This window comes from Achromobacter sp., from assembly GCF_032113835.1.
In the GTDB taxonomy this organism is placed as follows: Bacteria; Pseudomonadota; Gammaproteobacteria; order Burkholderiales; family Burkholderiaceae_B; genus Achromobacter.
Window position 1 is genome coordinate 33,604 of record NZ_DAMCTG010000034.1, and the last position, 16,334, is coordinate 49,937.

At 64.8% G+C, this 16,334-nt stretch carries 14 protein-coding genes; 9 read left to right on the forward strand and 5 right to left on the reverse strand.

The genetic code is table 11. The annotated features are described in order from the left end of the window. The first annotated feature begins 97 nt into the window (after positions 1-97). The 8 genes from pgi (at position 98) to RT697_RS13975 (ending at position 8,135) form a co-directional block, all read left to right on the forward strand. Positions 98-1,774, forward strand: coding sequence for a glucose-6-phosphate isomerase (pgi, locus tag RT697_RS13940; RefSeq protein ID WP_313699612.1), 1,677 nt, complete (start codon positions 98-100; stop codon positions 1,772-1,774). Between the two features lie 186 nt (positions 1,775-1,960). Continuing rightward, complete coding sequence (locus tag RT697_RS13945) at positions 1,961-2,689, forward strand: Crp/Fnr family transcriptional regulator (RefSeq protein WP_313699613.1); 729 nt, start codon at positions 1,961-1,963, stop codon at positions 2,687-2,689. 20 nt (positions 2,690-2,709) lie between these two features. After that, complete coding sequence (locus tag RT697_RS13950; RefSeq protein ID WP_313699614.1) at positions 2,710-3,426, forward strand: Crp/Fnr family transcriptional regulator; 717 nt, start codon at positions 2,710-2,712, stop codon at positions 3,424-3,426. Positions 3,427-4,262: 836 nt separating this feature from the next. After that, positions 4,263-5,054 carry an amino acid ABC transporter substrate-binding protein gene (locus RT697_RS13955; protein WP_056561484.1) on the forward strand — a complete coding sequence of 264 codons (792 nt, stop codon included), beginning with the start codon at positions 4,263-4,265 and terminating at the stop codon, positions 5,052-5,054. 130 nt (positions 5,055-5,184) lie between these two features. After that, positions 5,185-5,838, forward strand: coding sequence for an amino acid ABC transporter permease (locus RT697_RS13960; protein ID WP_175121427.1), 654 nt, complete (start codon positions 5,185-5,187; stop codon positions 5,836-5,838). Positions 5,839-5,869: 31 nt separating this feature from the next. Then, complete coding sequence (locus RT697_RS13965; protein ID WP_175185461.1) at positions 5,870-6,622, forward strand: amino acid ABC transporter ATP-binding protein; 753 nt, start codon at positions 5,870-5,872, stop codon at positions 6,620-6,622. Between the two features lie 65 nt (positions 6,623-6,687). After that, the gene (locus tag RT697_RS13970) at positions 6,688-7,332 is read left to right on the forward strand and encodes an ABC transporter ATP-binding protein (RefSeq protein WP_313699615.1); all 645 of its coding nucleotides are present in this window, start codon (positions 6,688-6,690) and stop codon (positions 7,330-7,332) included. Further along, entirely contained in the window at positions 7,323-8,135 is an 813-nt protein-coding gene (locus tag RT697_RS13975) for an ABC transporter permease (RefSeq protein WP_313699616.1), read from the forward strand. Before RT697_RS13970 ends, RT697_RS13975 begins: the two co-directional genes overlap by 10 nt. Before the next feature lie 327 nt (positions 8,136-8,462). On the opposite strand, the gene RT697_RS13980 is transcribed toward RT697_RS13975, so the two are convergent. Next, on the reverse strand, positions 8,463-10,691 hold the full coding sequence (locus RT697_RS13980) for an NADP-dependent isocitrate dehydrogenase (RefSeq protein WP_313699617.1): 2,229 nt from the start codon (positions 10,689-10,691) through the stop codon (positions 8,463-8,465). A gap of 555 nt (positions 10,692-11,246) precedes the next feature. Between RT697_RS13980 and ilvA the strand changes: the two genes are divergently transcribed. Further along, positions 11,247-12,818 carry a threonine ammonia-lyase, biosynthetic gene (gene ilvA, locus RT697_RS13985; protein WP_313699619.1) on the forward strand — a complete coding sequence of 524 codons (1,572 nt, stop codon included), beginning with the start codon at positions 11,247-11,249 and terminating at the stop codon, positions 12,816-12,818. A gap of 134 nt (positions 12,819-12,952) precedes the next feature. Here ilvA and RT697_RS13990 read toward each other — a convergent pair whose 3' ends face one another. From RT697_RS13990 to RT697_RS14005, 4 genes are all read right to left on the reverse strand, one after another. Beyond that, a complete protein-coding gene (locus RT697_RS13990; RefSeq protein ID WP_313699621.1) occupies positions 12,953-13,897 on the reverse strand; it encodes a hypothetical protein in 945 nt (314 codons plus the stop codon). A 286-nt stretch (positions 13,898-14,183) separates the two neighbouring features. Continuing rightward, positions 14,184-14,975 (reverse strand): ABC transporter ATP-binding protein, encoded by a 792-nt coding sequence (locus RT697_RS13995; RefSeq protein WP_313699623.1) that lies wholly within the window; start codon positions 14,973-14,975, stop codon positions 14,184-14,186. 2 nt (positions 14,976-14,977) lie between these two features. Beyond that, positions 14,978-15,430: an azurin gene (gene azu, locus RT697_RS14000; protein ID WP_279971035.1), complete on the reverse strand. Its 453-nt coding sequence runs from the start codon at positions 15,428-15,430 to the stop codon at positions 14,978-14,980. Positions 15,431-15,460: 30 nt separating this feature from the next. Further along, positions 15,461-16,334 (reverse strand): iron ABC transporter permease (locus tag RT697_RS14005; RefSeq protein ID WP_313699625.1); only part of this gene is annotated, 874 nt, incomplete at its 5' end.

Sequence of the window (16,334 nt, forward strand, 5' to 3'; positions counted from 1 at the left end):
TACGCTACCGCACGGACGCCGTTCACGGCCTGTGGCAAAAGCGACCCGAGTTCCGCATTCCCGCGGGGCCGGTCGAACGGCTTGGAGGAATAGCGCAATGGTCAGACGAGCAACGGGCGGCCCGAATAACGTGTCGCTCACCCACACTTGGCAGACGCTGGCCGGGCACTCGGACGAAGTGCGGCCGCGGCATCTTCGCGACCTGTTCCAGCTTGACCCGGAGCGCGGGCAGCGCTTCAGCGAGGAGGCCGCCGGCTGGTACCTGGATTACTCCAAGAACCGGATCACCGGCAGGACGCTCGAGCTGTTGTTGCGCCTGGCCTGCGCGAGCCGTCTGCCGGCGAAGATAGATGCCATGTTCAATGGCGATCCGGTCAATTCCAGCGAAGGTCGCGCGGCATTGCACGTCGCATTGCGCATGCCGGCCGATGCCAGCGTGCGGGTGGATGGCAGGGATGTGGTGCCGGACGTTCAGCGCGTATTGCGCCACATGGAAGATTTCGCCGGCAAGGTGCGCAGCGGCACCTGGTTCGGCGGGACCGGCAAAAAGATCAGGAGTATCGTGAACCTGGGCATAGGCGGCTCCGCGATCGGCGTAGGAATGGCCTGCGCGGCCCTGCAGCACTACGGACGGCGGGACATGCAGTTCCGTTTCGTGTCCAACATGGACGGCGCCGACTTCTTTCTGGCAACGCGTGATCTGGATCCGCGCGAAACGCTGTTCATCGTCTGCTCGAAAACCTTCCACACACCCGAAACCTTGCGAAACGCGGCCGCCGCGCGGGCCTGGTGCATGGAAGACATCCAGGACGAAGGCGCGCTGCGGGCGCATTTCGTGGCTGTTACGGGCAATCGCGACGCTGCCATTGAGGCTGGTTTCGCGCCGGAGCATGTGTTCGACGTCTGGGAGTGGGTCAACGGCCGCTATTCATTGTGTTCCGCCATGGGCCTGGCACTGCTGACCGCCATCGGGTCCACCGCGTTCCGCGAGATGCTGGCCGGCTTCCACGACATGGACACCCATTTCCTGTCCGCGCCGATGAAACAGAATCTTCCCGTCCTGCTTGGTTTGATGGGTGTGTGGAACAACAATTTTCTCGGGGCGCGATCCGTTGCGATTCTGCCTTATGCCCACGATCTGAGACGATTCCCCTCCTATGTCCAGCAATTGATGATGGAAAGCAACGGCAAGTCCGTAACCCAAGACGGAGCCCCGGTCGGCAGCATGACCAGTCCGGTCTACTGGGGCGCCTGCGGGACCAATGGCCAGCATTCGTTCCATCAGTTGTTGCATCAGGGCACCCAGATCGTGCCCTGCGACTTCATCGGGTTCCTTGCGCCGATGCCGTCATCGGCGGGCGGCCATGAAGAACTGCTGGCGAACATGTACGCCCAGGCCCAGGCCCTGGCCTTCGGACGCCCCCTGGACGAGGGGGGCGGGCCAGGCGATGCGCAGGCTCGAGGTAAGCACCGGCGGGTGGAGGGGAACCGCCCCAGCAATACGCTCCTGGCCGCGAAGCTCACGCCCCGGACATTGGGCGCGCTTGTCGCGCTCTATGAGCACAGCGCGTTCACCCAGGGCGTTATCTGGGACATCGATTGCTTCGATCAATGGGGCGTGGAGCTTGGCAAGACGCTAGCCGCGCATATCGCGCAAGCGATTGGGACCGGGCAGGCCCGCGCGCAGGGGCTGGACAGCTCCACGCGCGCGTTGGTGCAGAAATACCTGGATGCCAAGACCGTTGGCGCTATGTGCGCCAGCGAACGGACTTGAGTCTGGGCTTCCCATAGCGTGACAGGGGTAAGCGCCCAATAGTGCGCTACTCTGGGCAGGACTCCGTTCGCCACCGCACATAGCGCGTGGCGATTGCCCCTGCCGAGTGGGCAAAGTGTGCCGGAGGATTTTCGGATTGCGGCCCCGGATAGGGCCGTTGCAATTGGGCTTGTTGGAGGGACTCATATGCCTGATTCACACGATCCCCCCCAGAATCAACTATTGGCGGCGTTGCCCCTGCAGGATATGGAACGACTGTTTCCGCTTCTGGAACGCGTCTCCCTGCCGTTGGGAAAAGCCTTGTACGAACCGGGCGGCCGAATGCGGCATGTCTGCTTCCCGATCGACTGCATTGTCTCGCTGCTGTGTGTCATGGAAGATGGCGCCTCCACCGAAATTGCCGTGGTCGGCAATGAAGGCATCGTTGGCATTTCCTTGTTCATGGGCGGAGAAACCACGCCCAGCCGCGCGATAGTCCAAAGCGCGGGGTCGGCCTATCAGTTGAAGGGTCAGGCGCTGAAAGACGAGTTCGACCGTGGTGGGACCATGCAGCACCTGCTGCTTCGATACACCCAGGCGCTGCTCACGCAAATGGCCCAGACAGCGGTGTGCAACCGACATCATTCGCTGGACCAGCAGCTTTGCCGCTGGCTGCTGCTCAGCCTGGACCGACTGCAATCCGACGAACTCGCCATGACGCAGGAACTGATCGCCAACATGCTGGGTGTGCGGCGCGAAGGCGTCACCGAGGCGGCCGGCCATCTGCAGGAGGCCGGTCTGATCCGGTATCGCCGCGGCCATATCACCGTGGTGGACCGCGCAGCGCTGGAGGCACGTGTCTGCGAATGCTATATGGTCGTGCGGCAGGAGTATCAGCGCCTGTTGAGTCAAACTGGCGGCGCGGTGCGCGCCTGAGATAGAACCTGGAGCAGAATTTGCCGCGCCCCGCGATCGCCGATGTTCCCAACCGCCTGCTCGACGCGTTGCCCAGCCGGGAGCGGCCCCGTTTGCTGGATCGCTTCGAGTCCGTTGACCTGGACTTCGGGCAATGCCTGCTTCAGCCCGGCGACCGCATCAACGACGTCTACTTTCCGCGCGGGAGCTATATCTCCTTGATTCTGCCGCAGAAGCACGGTGCTTGCCTGGAGGTGGGCCTGGTCGGCAATGAAGGGATGTGGAGCGTCGACGTTTCATTGGGCGCCGATACCTCGCAATTGCGCGCCGTCGTGCAGGGAGCCGGGTCGGCCTTGCGCATGAAAGCGAATCTGTTCCGGCAGGAATTGGACGCCAGTGCAGCGTTGCGCGGCCTAATCAGCCGCTATACCGTAGTAATCCTGCAGCAGCTCGCCCAGACCGCGGTCTGCATGCATTTCCATGTCCTCGAGGGCAGGCTTGCGCGCTGGTTGCTGATGACGCAAGACCGCGCGCATTCGGGCAGCTTTCACCTCACTCATGAATACCTGGCTTATATGCTGGGTGTGCGGCGGGTCGGCGTAACGGTGGCGGCCTCGGCCCTTCAGCACCGCAAGCTGATCGCGTATCGCCGCGGAAACATCGAGATCCTGAACAGGCCAGGCCTTGAGCAGGTGGCGTGCGATTGCTACGCCGCGGACCAGCTCAGCTACGGCCAACTCAGGAGCGGCCCCAACTAAGACCCGGTAGGACGAAAATTTCTACACAATTAGCGGGTAATCCCGCGTAAAAGCGATGTGGTCCGGATACCTCAGCGCGGCAACTGTCGAGTGGGCCAGGGCAGGGGGCATATAGCTCAAATGTCGAAGTTCATTGAACTTGAGAATTTGGTTCAATGATTTTGACGGTGCCTGGATGTGCAGACGCCCAATTCATACGGGCCGCAACGGATTTCGGCAGCTGAGGTCCCAAAAAGGTGATCCGGCGAGCCTTGACTGAGTTTTGGCTATCGTTCCGGCTCTCGGTTCATGGATGTTGGTTTTCTAGCCATAAAGTGCATCCAGGTTGAATATTTGTTCGAGAAAGATCATCCCGCTTGCCGTTCCGCTTGTGCGGCTGGGATTGAAAGTTGGGGGTGGCGGCAGTCTCTACGGATCCTCAGATCAAATCTGGCGCAGTGTAGGTACGGACACAGGATACGACCGAAACGCCTCGTGAGAAGGGGCGGACCTGCAGGAGGCCGCACTGTGTCGATCGACTCGACCAAGTCGGCTGGTGGATAGCGGATTATGCCGCTGACCGGCCGCACCGCACTCAGCCTACAACGGCCGTCGCTTGACGCTCGTGCGATGGCCGATCTTGGTCTGGAGCCGGCTACGACGACAGACCGCATCTGGCTGTTCCACCGATGGAGGCAAGTCGTCCACCTACGGCACCAAGCTCCCGTCCAGTAGTGGGACTGCTCGGGAACTCCGCCCCGCCAGCAATTCCCCCCAACAACGCTAAAATACCGCCTCGCGGCTGACTGCCAGCCCTCCCGGCTTTCTTCAATCCTGCGCCTCGCGCCCTCACAACGATGAAAAAACTGACTGCTGTACTGCTTGTGTCCGCAACCGCTCTGCTCACGGCCTGCGGTCCCAGCGACAACGCGCCCGCCGCTGGCGCCCAAGCGCCGGCCACGCCCAAGAAGGTCGTTGTTGGCCTGGACGACAACTTCCCGCCCATGGGCTTTCGCGATGCCAGCAACCAGATCGTCGGCTTCGACATCGACATGGCCAAGGAAGCCAGCAAGCGTCTGGGCATCGAAGTGGAATTCAAGCCGATCGACTGGAGCGCCAAGGAAGCCGAGTTGAACGGCAAGCGCGTCGACGTGCTGTGGAACGGCCTGACCATCACGGAAGAGCGCAAGAAGAACATCAGCTTCACCGCGCCCTACATGGCCAACCACCAGATCATCATCGTGGGCAATACGTCGCCGGTGAAGGTCAAGAACGATCTGGCTGGCAAGGTCATCGGCGCGCAGGACGGCAGCAGCGCCACGGACGCGATCGCGAAGGATCCGGTTGCCGCGCAGATCAAGGAAGTGAAGAAGTTCGGCGACAACGTGACCGCGTTGATGGACCTGGCCGCCGGCCGTCTGGACGCCATCGTCGTGGACGAGGTCGTGGGCCGTTACCTGATCAGCAAGCGTGCGGGCGAGTACCGCGTGCTGGAAGAGAATTTCGGCACGGAAGACTACGGCGTTGGCGTGCGCAAGGACGACACCGAGTTGCTGGCCAAGCTGGACAAGACGCTGGATTCGATGAAGCAGGACGGCACCGCCGGCCGCATCGCCACCCAGTGGTTCGGCGCCAACATCATCAAGTAAGCGCGAAGGCGCCTGCGGCCTAGCCGGCCGCGGCGCCTTTGCCGTTGCAGTTTGCAGCCCGCCGCAGCGCCGCAAGGCCAGGCGGGCTTGCCCATGATTCTCTCTTGCCCTCGCGGCGCGAACCCACTGCATGGACTACGTACTCTCCCTTCTGGGGCCCTTGGCGGAAGGCGCGAAAGTGACCTTGACGCTGTTCTTCATCACGCTGGCGCTGGCCGTGCCGCTGGGGCTGGTGCTGGCTCTGGCGCGCATCTCGAAGTGGCCGCTGCTGAGCCGCGCGGTCAATGGCTATATCTGGCTGATGCGCGGCACGCCGTTGATGCTCCAGATGCTGTTCATCTACTTCGCGCTGCCGTTCGTGCCGGTGATCGGCATCCGGCTGCCGGATTTTCCGGCGGCGGTGGTGGCGTTTGCGCTGAACTACGCGGCGTATTTTGCCGAGATCTTCCGCGCCGGTATCCAGTCGGTGGATCGGGGGCAATACGAGGGCAGCAAGGTGCTGGGCATGACGTACCTGCAGACCCTGCGCCGCATCGTGCTGCCGCAGATGGTGCAGCGCGTGCTGCCGCCGATGAGCAACGAGACCATCACGCTGGTCAAGGACACCTCGCTGATTTACGTGCTGGCGCTCAACGACATCCTGCGCACGGCGCGGGGCATCGTGCAGCGCGATTTCACGACCACGCCGTTCCTCGTCGCCGCTGCCTTCTATCTGTTGATGACGCTGCTCCTGACGTGGTTCTTCCAGCACATGGAAAAGCGCTATGCAAAATATGACCAGTAATTCTCCGGCCGGACTCGGCGCGCGTCCGGTGATGATCGAAGCCCGCCATATCGTCAAATCCTTTGGCGCCAACCGTGTGCTGGATGATGTGTCCCTGACCCTGGAGCAGGGCGAAGTGGTGGCGGTGATCGGGCCGTCGGGATCGGGCAAGAGCACGTTCCTGCGCTGCCTGAATCATCTTGAGACCATCGACGAAGGCAACATCGAGATCGAAGGCGAGACGATGGCCGCCGCCGTGCCTGGTGGTCGCAGCCAGTACGCCAGCGACGCGGACGTGCGCCGTATCTGCCGCAAGATGGGGATGGTGTTTCAGTCGTTCAATCTGTTCCCGCACATGACGGTGCTGCAGAACATCATCGAGGCGCCGATCACCGTGAAGGGCATGTCGCGCGCCGAGATCGTGCCCAAGGCGGAAGAGCTGCTGCGCAAGGTGGGGCTGTCGAACAAGCGCGACAACTATCCGACGCGGCTGTCCGGCGGCCAGAAGCAGCGTGTGGCCATTGCGCGCGCGTTGGCGATGGAGCCGGACATCATGCTGTTCGATGAGCCGACCTCTGCGCTGGATCCGGAGCTGACGGGCGAAGTGCTGCGCACCATGAAGCAGCTGGCCGACGAGCGCATGACGATGCTGGTCGTGACCCATGAAATGGGGTTTGCGCGAGAAGTGGCGCATCGGGTCATTTTCATGGACGATGGCCGCATCGTCGAGGAAGCGCCGTCCGCCGAGTTCTTTGCCGCGCCTCAGCATGCGCGCAGCCGCGAGTTCCTGGCGCATATGCTCTGATCCGAGCCGCCGCCGCACACAGTGAAGCCCGCCTTGCCGCGGGCTTTTCTATATGATGCCTACCCATGCAATCCGCGCCGGTTTCCCTGCAAGCTGTTTCTGACGCTCCGCCGCTGCTCAGGCTGCGAGGCCTGTACAGCGAGCGCCTCGCGCCCGTGAGCCTGGATCTGGCCGCGGGCGAGTGCGCGGCCGTGGTCGGCGCATCGGGATCGGGCAAGTCGTTGCTGTTGCGGCAGATTGCGGATCTGGACCCCGGGCATGGGGAAGCGGAACTCGACGGGCGCCGCCGGTCGGCCATGCGCGGTTTCGAGTGGCGGCGTCTGGCGGTGTATTGCCAGGCCGAGGCCGGATGGTGGGATGACCATGTGTCCGCGCACTACGCGGACCGCGCCGGCGCGATCGCCATCATGGAGCGCCTTGGGCTGGCTGAGGCCAAGTTCGACGCGTTGGTCCATGAGCTGTCCACGGGCGAGCGCCAGCGGATGGGCTTGGTGCGGGCGCTGATGCAGAACCCGCGCGTGCTGCTGCTGGATGAGCCGACTGCCGCGCTGGATCAGGGAGCGACGGCGTTGGTCGAGGCGGAACTGTCGCGCTTTCTGGCGGCCGGGGCAGGCATTCTGCTCGTCACGCACAGCGACGAGCAGGCCGAGCGCCTGGCGCGCCGGCGTTGGCGGATGACGCAAGGCCACATGGAGCCGCTATGGACGTGATCAAGCTGCAGGCGCTGGATCTAGTGATCGCGTCGTTGCTGGTGCTGCTGAGCGCCGGCATTTCCTTTGCGCTGCGCCTGAACCTGCAACGGCAGGTGCTGTGGGCGGCGGTACGCACGGTGGTGCAACTGCTGCTCGTGGGTCAGATCCTGCGCATCGTGTTCGCCCATGCCGCGCCGTGGCTGACGGCGCTGGTGGTGGCGGTGATGATGGCGCTGGCCGCGCGTGAGGTTGCGGCGCGGCCCAAGGCGCGCCTGATCGGGCATGGCAATGGCTGGGTCGGGACATTGGCGGTGGTCAGCACGACGCTCGTGACTGCGTTGTTCATCCTGAATACGGCGCTGCGCCCGGACCCTTGGTTTGATCCGCGCTACACGATTGCGTTGGTCGGGATCGTGCTGGGCAGCGTATTGAATGCGGCCAGTCTGGCATTGGACGGAATGCTGTCGGGCGTGCGCCGCGAAAGGCTGGGCATCGAGGCGCGCCTGGCGCTGGGCGCGACCGTGCATCAGGCGTTTTCGTCGTTGCTGCGCGAGTCCGTGCGGCGCGGCATCGTGCCCAGCATCAACCAGATGTCGGCGGCAGGGATCATCACGTTGCCGGGCATCATGACCGGGCAGATCATTGCGGGCATGGATCCTGTTGACGCGGCCAAGTATCAGATCCTGTTGATGTTTCTGCTGTGCGGCGCGAGCGCCATGGCGGCGATGGGTGCGGCTTATGGCGCGATGCGCCGATTGACGGACGAGCGGGGGAGGTTGCGGCTGGACAGGCTGATGCCGGGAGCGGTTGCGAAGCGGTGAGGTGACTTCCGAGTAAGGTCCCTGGATATTTACCCAGACGGTGTCAGACACCCGACAATTAGCGCGGAAATGCCAAGGGCGGCTCGTGCGGGTGTCAGACACCTTGCCGCACCTTGCCGAAGCTTGGGTCAGCGAACGCCGCATGGTGTCTGACACCCTCGGGAGACAGCCGCCAACTTGTAGCGGTATCTCATAGGGTGTCAGACACCCATCCGAGGACGCAGGCATCCGGAGAGCGCCCCATAAAAAAACCGGCAGCCCCAACGGGACTGCCGGTTTTTCACATGCCCGCCAGCCAGCAAACACTGGCCGGCAAGGGCAGGGGGCTTAGCCGATCGAGGCCAGCACCTTGTTCAGCGTGGCGCTGGGGCGCATGGCCTGGCTGGCCTTGGCTTCGTTCGGCTGGTAGTAGCCGCCGATGTCCAGAGGCTTGCCTTGGGCGGCCTTCAGTTCGTCCAGGATCTTGTTCTCGCCTTCGGAGAATGCGATCGCGGCCGGTGCGAACTGGGCGGCCAGGGCGCGGTCTTCGGTCTGGGCGGCCAGGGCTTGGGCCCAGTACATCGCCAGGTAGAAGTGGCTGCCGCGGTTGTCGAGGCCGCCGACCTTGCGCTCGGGCGACTTGTTTTCGTCCAGGAACTTGGCCGTGGCCTGATCCAGCGTTTTGGCCAGGATCTGGGCGGTGGGGTTCTTGTACGTGCGGCCCAGGTGGTCGAGGGACTCGGCCAGCGCCATGAATTCGCCCAGCGAATCCCAGCGCAGGAAGCCTTCTTCCAGGAACTGTTGCACGTGCTTGGGGGCCGAACCGCCCGCGCCCGTTTCAAACAGGCCGCCGCCGGCGACCAGCGGGACGATCGACAGCATCTTGGCGCTGGTGCCCAGTTCCATGATGGGGAACAGGTCGGTCAGGTAGTCGCGCAGCACGTTGCCGGTGACCGAGATGGTGTCCAGGCCTTCGCGGATGCGCTTGACCGAGAACTTGGTGGCTTCGACCGGGTCGAGGATGCGCAGGTCCAGGCCGCTGGTGTCGTGGTCCTTGAGGTACTGCTTGACCTTGGCGATGACCTGGGCGTCGTGGGCGCGCTTTTCGTCCAGCCAGAAGACGGCGGGCGTCTTGGTGGCGCGGGCGCGGGAGACGGCCAGCTTGACCCAGTCCTGGATCGCGGCGTCCTTGGTCTGGCACATGCGCCAGAGGTCGCCGGCTTCGACGGCCTGCTCGAGCAGCACGGCGCCAGAGGCGTCGGTGACGCGCACGGTGCCGGCGGCCGGGATGACGAAGGTCTTGTTGTGCGAACCGTATTCTTCGGCAGCCTGGGCCATCAGGCCGACGTTGGGCACGCTGCCCATCGTGACCGGATTGAAGGCGCCGTTGCGCTTGCAGTCGTCGATGACGGCCTGGTAGACGCCGGCGTAGCTGCGGTCGGGGATGACGGCCTTGGTGTCCTGCAGCTTGCCTTCGGCGTTCCACATCTTGCCGGAGTCGCGGATCATGGCGGGCATGGACGCGTCGACGATGACGTCGCTGGGCACGTGCAGGTTGGTGATGCCCTTGTCGGAGTTCACCATGGCCAGTTGCGGCAGCGTCTTGTAGGCGGCGTCGATGTCGGCCGTGATCGCGGCCTGCTGGTCGGCGGGCAGCGACTGGATCTTGGCGTACAGATCGCCAATGCCGTTGTTGGGGTCGAAGCCGGCCTGCTTGAGGGCGTCGGCGTGCTTGGCCAGGACGTCCTTGTAGAACACGGAGACCACGTGGCCGAAGATGACGGGGTCGGAGACCTTCATCATGGTGGCCTTCAGGTGGACCGAGAACAGCACGCCGTTGGCGCGCGCGTCGTCGATCTGGGCCTGCAGGAAGGACTTGAGCTTGGCGGTCGACAGCACGGCGGCGTCGATGATCTCGCCGGCCTTGACCGGGGTCTTTTCCTTCAGGACGGTCTTGGTGCCGTCAGCAGCGGTCAGTTCGATCTTGACGTCGCCGGCGTCGGCGATGAGGGCCGACTTTTCGGTGCCGTAGAAATCGCCTTCGCTCATGTGGGCGACGTGCGACTTGGAGTCGGACGACCAGGCGCCCATCTTGTGCGGGTGCTTGCGGGCGTAGTTCTTGACCGACAGCGGGGCGCGGCGGTCGGAGTTGCCTTCGCGCAGGACCGGGTTGACGGCGCTGCCCTTGACCTTGTCGTAGCGCGCCTTGACGTCGCGCTCGGTGTCGTTGGCGGGGGCGTCCGGGTAGTCCGGCAGCTTGTAGCCCTGGTCTTGCAGTTCCTTGATGGCCGCCTTCAGTTGGGGCATCGAGGCGCTGATGTTGGGCAGCTTGATGATGTTGGCTTCGGGCTTGACCGCGAGGGCGCCCAGCTCAGCCAGGGCGTCGGACAGCTTCTGGCTGTCTTCGAGGTAATCCGGGAACAGGGCGATGATGCGGCCTGCCAGCGAAATGTCGCGGGTCTCGACCGTGATGCCTGCGGGTTTGGCGAATGCCTGGACGATGGGCAGCAGCGAACGGGTTGCCAGTGCCGGAGCTTCGTCGGTGAGGGTATAGATAATCTTCGGAGTAAGAGACATGATCCTTGAATCTGTTCGGCTCAGGCGATTAACGCGCAAACCCGAACATGCTATGCGGCGTACGCCGGTAGATGTTGTCGAGAGTGGGTTCGTATGGAGGGACGCGCGAGGCAAGCTGTCCCACCAACATGACCGCCGCCCGTCCTATTGTCTGGCTGGACCGGCCGGCCGATGAAAGGGCCGTATCCGGGTCCGCCTTGGAAGGTGCGACCGCCACGAACCTTCCATTGTAATACCGTGCTACGCATTGCGCCGGGAAATGGTTCTATTTCTTGATGGCGCCGCAATATGCTTATGCGGAATTTTGGGGGACGCATTGCGGAAGGCGGGCGGAAACCGGCATCGAAACGGCCAGCCGCCCCGTTTGACAAAGCCGCGCGATGAGAGGACAGTACGCCCCATGAATTTCCGCGCCGTCCGCATTTCGCTGATTATTACCATCATTCCTGGAATGGTGGGTTAGCGCGCGACCGCAACAGTCACAAGCCACCCGCCCCACGAGGCGGGTTTTTTGTGGCCGCCTCTGTCGGGCAAGCAACCCAAAGCAGAGAAACCATGTCCGATTCATCCTCCCACGCACCCTCGGAATTCCAGGCCGGCGCCGCCACGCCGATGGAGTACCTGCGGCAGATCCTGACCGCCCGGGTGTACGACATTGCCCGTGAAACCGAGCTGGACCTGGCGCGTGGGCTGTCCACCCGGCTGGGCAACACCGTTCATTTCAAGCGCGAAGACAACCAGCCGGTGTTCTCGTTCAAGGTGCGCGGCGCCTACAACAAGATGCGCAACACGCCGCGCGCCGCGCTGGAGCGCGGGGTCATCACGGCGTCGGCCGGCAACCATGCGCAGGGCGTCGCGATTTCGGCGGCCAAGCTGGGTGTGCGGGCCATCATCGTCGTGCCGCAGACGGCGCCTCAGGTGAAGGTGGACGCGGTGCGCGCCCACGGCGGACCGACCGTGACGGTGGTGCAGGCCGGCGATTCGTACAACGACGCATACGCCCATGCGCAGACGCTGGCACAGGAGCAGGGGCTGACCTTCGTTCCCGCGTTCGACGATCCCTACGTGATCGCGGGGCAGGGAACGGTGGGCATGGAGATTCTGCGGCAGCACCCCGAGCCGCTGCACGCCATTTTCGTGCCGATCGGCGGCGGCAGTCTGGCGGCGGGCGTGTCGACGTATGTGAAGGCGGTGCATCCCGGCGTGAAGGTCATCGGCGTGCAGACCGAGGATTCCTGCGCGATGGCGCAATCGTTGCGGGTGGGCGAGCGGGTGATCCTGGCTGATGTCGGCCTGTTCTCGGACGGCACGGCCGTCAAGCTGGTGGGCGAGGAGACGTTCCGCCTGTGCCGCGAGTATCTGGACGAAGTGATCCTGGTGGACACGGACGCGGTCTGCGCGGCGATCAAGGACGTGTTCCTGGATACGCGCAGCGTGCTGGAACCCGCGGGTGCGCTGGCTGTGGCCGGGCTGAAGAAGTACGTGGAGCGCGAAGGTGCGCGCGGGCAGTCGCTGGTGGCGATCACGTCGGGCGCGAACATGAACTTTGACCGCATGCGTTTCGTGGCGGACCGCGCCGAGGTGGGCGAGGCGCGCGAGGCGGTGTTCGCGGTGACCATCCCCGAAGAGCGCGGCAGCTTCCGCCGGTTCTGCCGCGTGATCGGGCAGCGCAGTGTGACGGAATTCAATTACCGCATCGCCGACGCGCGCACCGCCCACATCTTTGTGAGCGTGCAGATTGCGCGGCGCGGCGAGTCCGCCGATATCCTGGCGGCGTTGTTGGCGGAGGGGTTTTCGGCGTCCGACCTGACGAATAATGAGGTGTCCAAGCAGCACATTCGCTACATGGTTGGCGGGCGTTCGCCGCTGGCGGGTGGCGAGCGCCTGTTCCGGTTCGAGTTTCCCGAGCGGCCGGGCGCGCTGATGAAGTTTCTGTCGGCGATGGCGCCCAACTGGAACATCAGCCTGTTCCATTACCGCAATCAGGGCACGGATTTCAGCTCGGCGTTGGTGGGCATTCAGGCGCCGGTGGCGGACGATGCGGCGCTGGATGGGTTCTTGCGGCAGCTCGGTTATGCGCACGCCGAGGAAACGGGTAACGAGGCTTACCGGCAGTTTCTGATCTGAAGTCCGGCCGAGCGACCCACCGGAGTTTCAATCGGGAGTTTCGACCGGAGCCTGAACCGGCGTTTCAACCAGGCTTTCAACCAGGCTTCTAACCGAGCGTTCAGCCTGGCGTCTAAGAGCGGCCAGCCGAGCCTCTAACCGGGCGTTCCGCCGGCGTGGCAGCCGGGCTTGCGCGGTAATTGCACGCCCGGTTTCAAGCGCAGCGTCGCGCGGCCCTGCGTCTGGGTCAGTTCCAAGGCGCTTGCGCGCCACGCCGGCACGTCGTCGAACGCGATGGCGGGCGTGGCGCTGAAAGCGGCTTTCGCATCGGGCCTTTCGAATTGCAGGGGCGGCAGGCCTACGCACGTGTCGTCGAAATCCAGCCGCGCCAGTTCGCGCCTATCGGTCAGGCGCACCGCGCGGAACGCCAGGGGCGCATCCACGAATTTGGTGATCTCGGGCACGTATTGCAGGTCGCCATGCGCGTCCTTCACGCGGGTGGCCGGCTGCAGCACGACGACCTTACGGCCCGGCGGGATAGCCAGATAGGCCACGTCGCCGGCAATGTCCAGCAGCTTTCCGGGGCCGAGGTTTTGTGCCTTGAGCGGCGCATGGCGGATCATCACGGTTTCGTTCCAGGCCGAGTTCACGCGCGTCCAGCCGGGCAGGCGCGCGTCCTCGAACCGCGTGCCGTGGATGCTGTCGCGGTCCGGCTTGTCGGAAAGCGGCAAGCGCTGCACGCGCAGAGCGCCGTTGACGACCTGCAGATGCGCGAGCACGGTGCTGGCGCTGGAACTGGTGAAGAACGCCAGCACCGCATCGGTTTCCAGCATGGCGACCGGACCGGGGCAGAAGAACGCGCGAGCCTGCGGCGCATTGCTGCCGGGATAGAGCAGCGCGCCGACGTCGGCGCCGCACAGGGGCTTGCCTTGGAAGGTGATGGTGGTGGCGCGCGTGGTCTGGCGCTGACCCGTGTTCCAGTCGCTGCGGCTGCCGGTTGCCACGTCGACGACGAGGCCGTGATTGTCGTAGACAATGGCGGCGCCGGAGGGCGCGGCAAGCACGGTCAACAGAAACGCGAGGGCGCGACGGGTCGGCATGGGCGAACTCTCGGAATGGCTTGACCGGTGAATATATACCGTTGAGTACGCCGCTCGGTTCGAGGTGCCGCCCCGGTGTCTGACACCTGCGGTGAAGGCCGGCGTATGTTTGCGCATTGTCTGACACCCGTGTGAGACGGTCTGCGCACTGGAGGGCTGCGGCAGGGGTGTCAGACACCTATGGTGAAGGCCGGCGCATGTTGCCCGGTGTCTGACACCCGTGTGAGATGGTCTGCGCACTGGAGGGCTGCGGCAAGGGTGTCAGACACCTATGGTGCTGAGACACCTACGTTGCTGACTGTTCGGCCAGGCCATCCACGTGGATCTGCGCCTGGCCCTGGGGGCAATGTTCGACGCGCGCCCGCACGCGGTACACGCGGCGCAGCGTGTCGGGCGTTACGACGTCGCCCGGCAGCCCCTCGGCTTCGATCGCGCCGGCGTGCAGCAGCAGCGCGTGGTCGGCGTGACGCAGCGCGATGTTCAGGTCGTGCAGCACCACCAACGTGATCAGGCGGTGCATACGCGTCTGGCGGCGCAGCACGTCCATGACGTGGAATTGGTAGTTCAGGTCCAACGCCGACAAGGGCTCGTCGAGCAGCAGCAGGCGTGGACGGCGCACCAGCGCCTGCGCCAGCGAGGCCAGCTGCTTCTGCCCGCCGGACAGTTCGTCCAGATGGCGGCTGGCGAGCGATGCGATGCCCAGCTCGGTGATGACCGCCATGGCGTCTTCCATCAGCGCATGGCCAGGCTGTCCGTGGCGGCCGGATCGCGCCGCCACCAGCACGGATTCGAAGACGGTCATGTGCACGCCCTTGGGCAGGGCCTGCGGCATGTACATCGCGCATTCGGCGCGGCGGGCCGGGCTGGCGATTGCGAGGTCCTCGCCGTCCAGCCAGATGGCGCCTTGCATCACGGGATGCAGACCCGCCAGCGTCTTGAGCAGCGTCGATTTGCCGCTGCCGTTCGGCCCCAGCAGCGCGGTGACGGCGCCTTCGGGCATGGGGCCGGCGCTGGCGTTGCGCAGCACCGGCCGCCCGCCGTAGCCGGCGGACAGGGCCTGGATGCGGAGCTGCGTCATCGTCAGGGTTGCAGCACCAGCGTGCCGCGCATGTGCTGCGCGTGCGCGGGGAACGAGCAGTAGTAGGTGTACGACTGGCCCGCGCGCAGGCGGCTGACGGGGAAGGTGACGGTGGCCGTCTCGCCGCCGCCCAGCATGGGCGTCTTGGCAAGGATGCGGGCATCGCCCGGCGCCAGGAAGTCGCTGCTCGCGCCGGCCTTAATGCCGTCGACCATCACGGCGTCGATGTCTTCCGTCTTGGTCAGCACCCAGTTGTGGCCCGCCTTTTCCTTGCTGTTCTTGCCCGTGTGGATGAGGCGCACGGTGAATTCCTGGCAGGTCGCGGGCACAACGATGTGGTCGGGGCCGAATTGCTTGCCGGGACGGCCTTCGACGTCGATGGAGCAAGCGGGGGCGGCATGGGCCGTGCCGGCAATCGTCAGGGCCGCGAGCGTCAGCGTCAGGCGGAATTTCATCGGGGTGTCTCCTTGTTGCGGAAAGTGCCGTCACGCGCGCTTGAGGGCGCGCACGACGATGGTGAGAAAGAAGGGAATGCCGACCAGCGAGGTCACGATGCCGACCGGGATAAGCGCGCCGGGCAGCACGGTCTTGGACGCCACGGACGCCAGCGACAGGATCAGCGCGCCGGCTAGCGCGCTGCCCGGCAAGTAGTAGCGGTGGTCTTCGCCCAGGAGCAGCCGGGCGATGTGCGGTGCGACCAGGCCGACGAATCCGATCGTGCCGACGAACGACACGGCCAGCGCCGCCAGCGCGCTGACGCGCAGCAGGCTGACCAGGCGCAGCCGCTTGACGTCGATGCCGAAACTGGCCGCGCGTTCCTCGCCCAGCCGCACGGCGGTGAGCTTCCAGGCGTCACGCATCGAAAACGGAATGGCCAGGACCAGCGCCGCTGCCATCACGCCGACGGTGGTCCAGTTGGCCCGCGCCAAACTGCCCATCGTCCAGAACACGATGCCCTGCAGGGCCTCCTCGCTGGCGACGAACTGCAGCAGCATCACCAGCGCCTGGAACGAATACACCAGGGCGATGCCGAACAGCACCACGCCCAGCGTCGATCCGCCGCGCCAGCGCGCCACGCGTTCCAGCACCAGCACGGACAGCAGGGTGCAGGCGAAGGCCGATACGGAAACGGTCATGCCGGCCGGCAGCGCGGGCAGATGCCAGTCGAGTGTGATGGCAAGCGACGCGCCAAACGCCGCCGCGGCGGAGACGCCCAGCGTGTAGGGGCTGGCGAGCGGATTGTCCAGCATGGTCTGCATCTCGGCGCCGCCCAGGCCCAGCGCCACGCCGTGCGGGAACACGCGTAGCACCACGCTCTTGAAGGCCATCCGGTGCCCGCCCACGATGGCGACGGCCGGC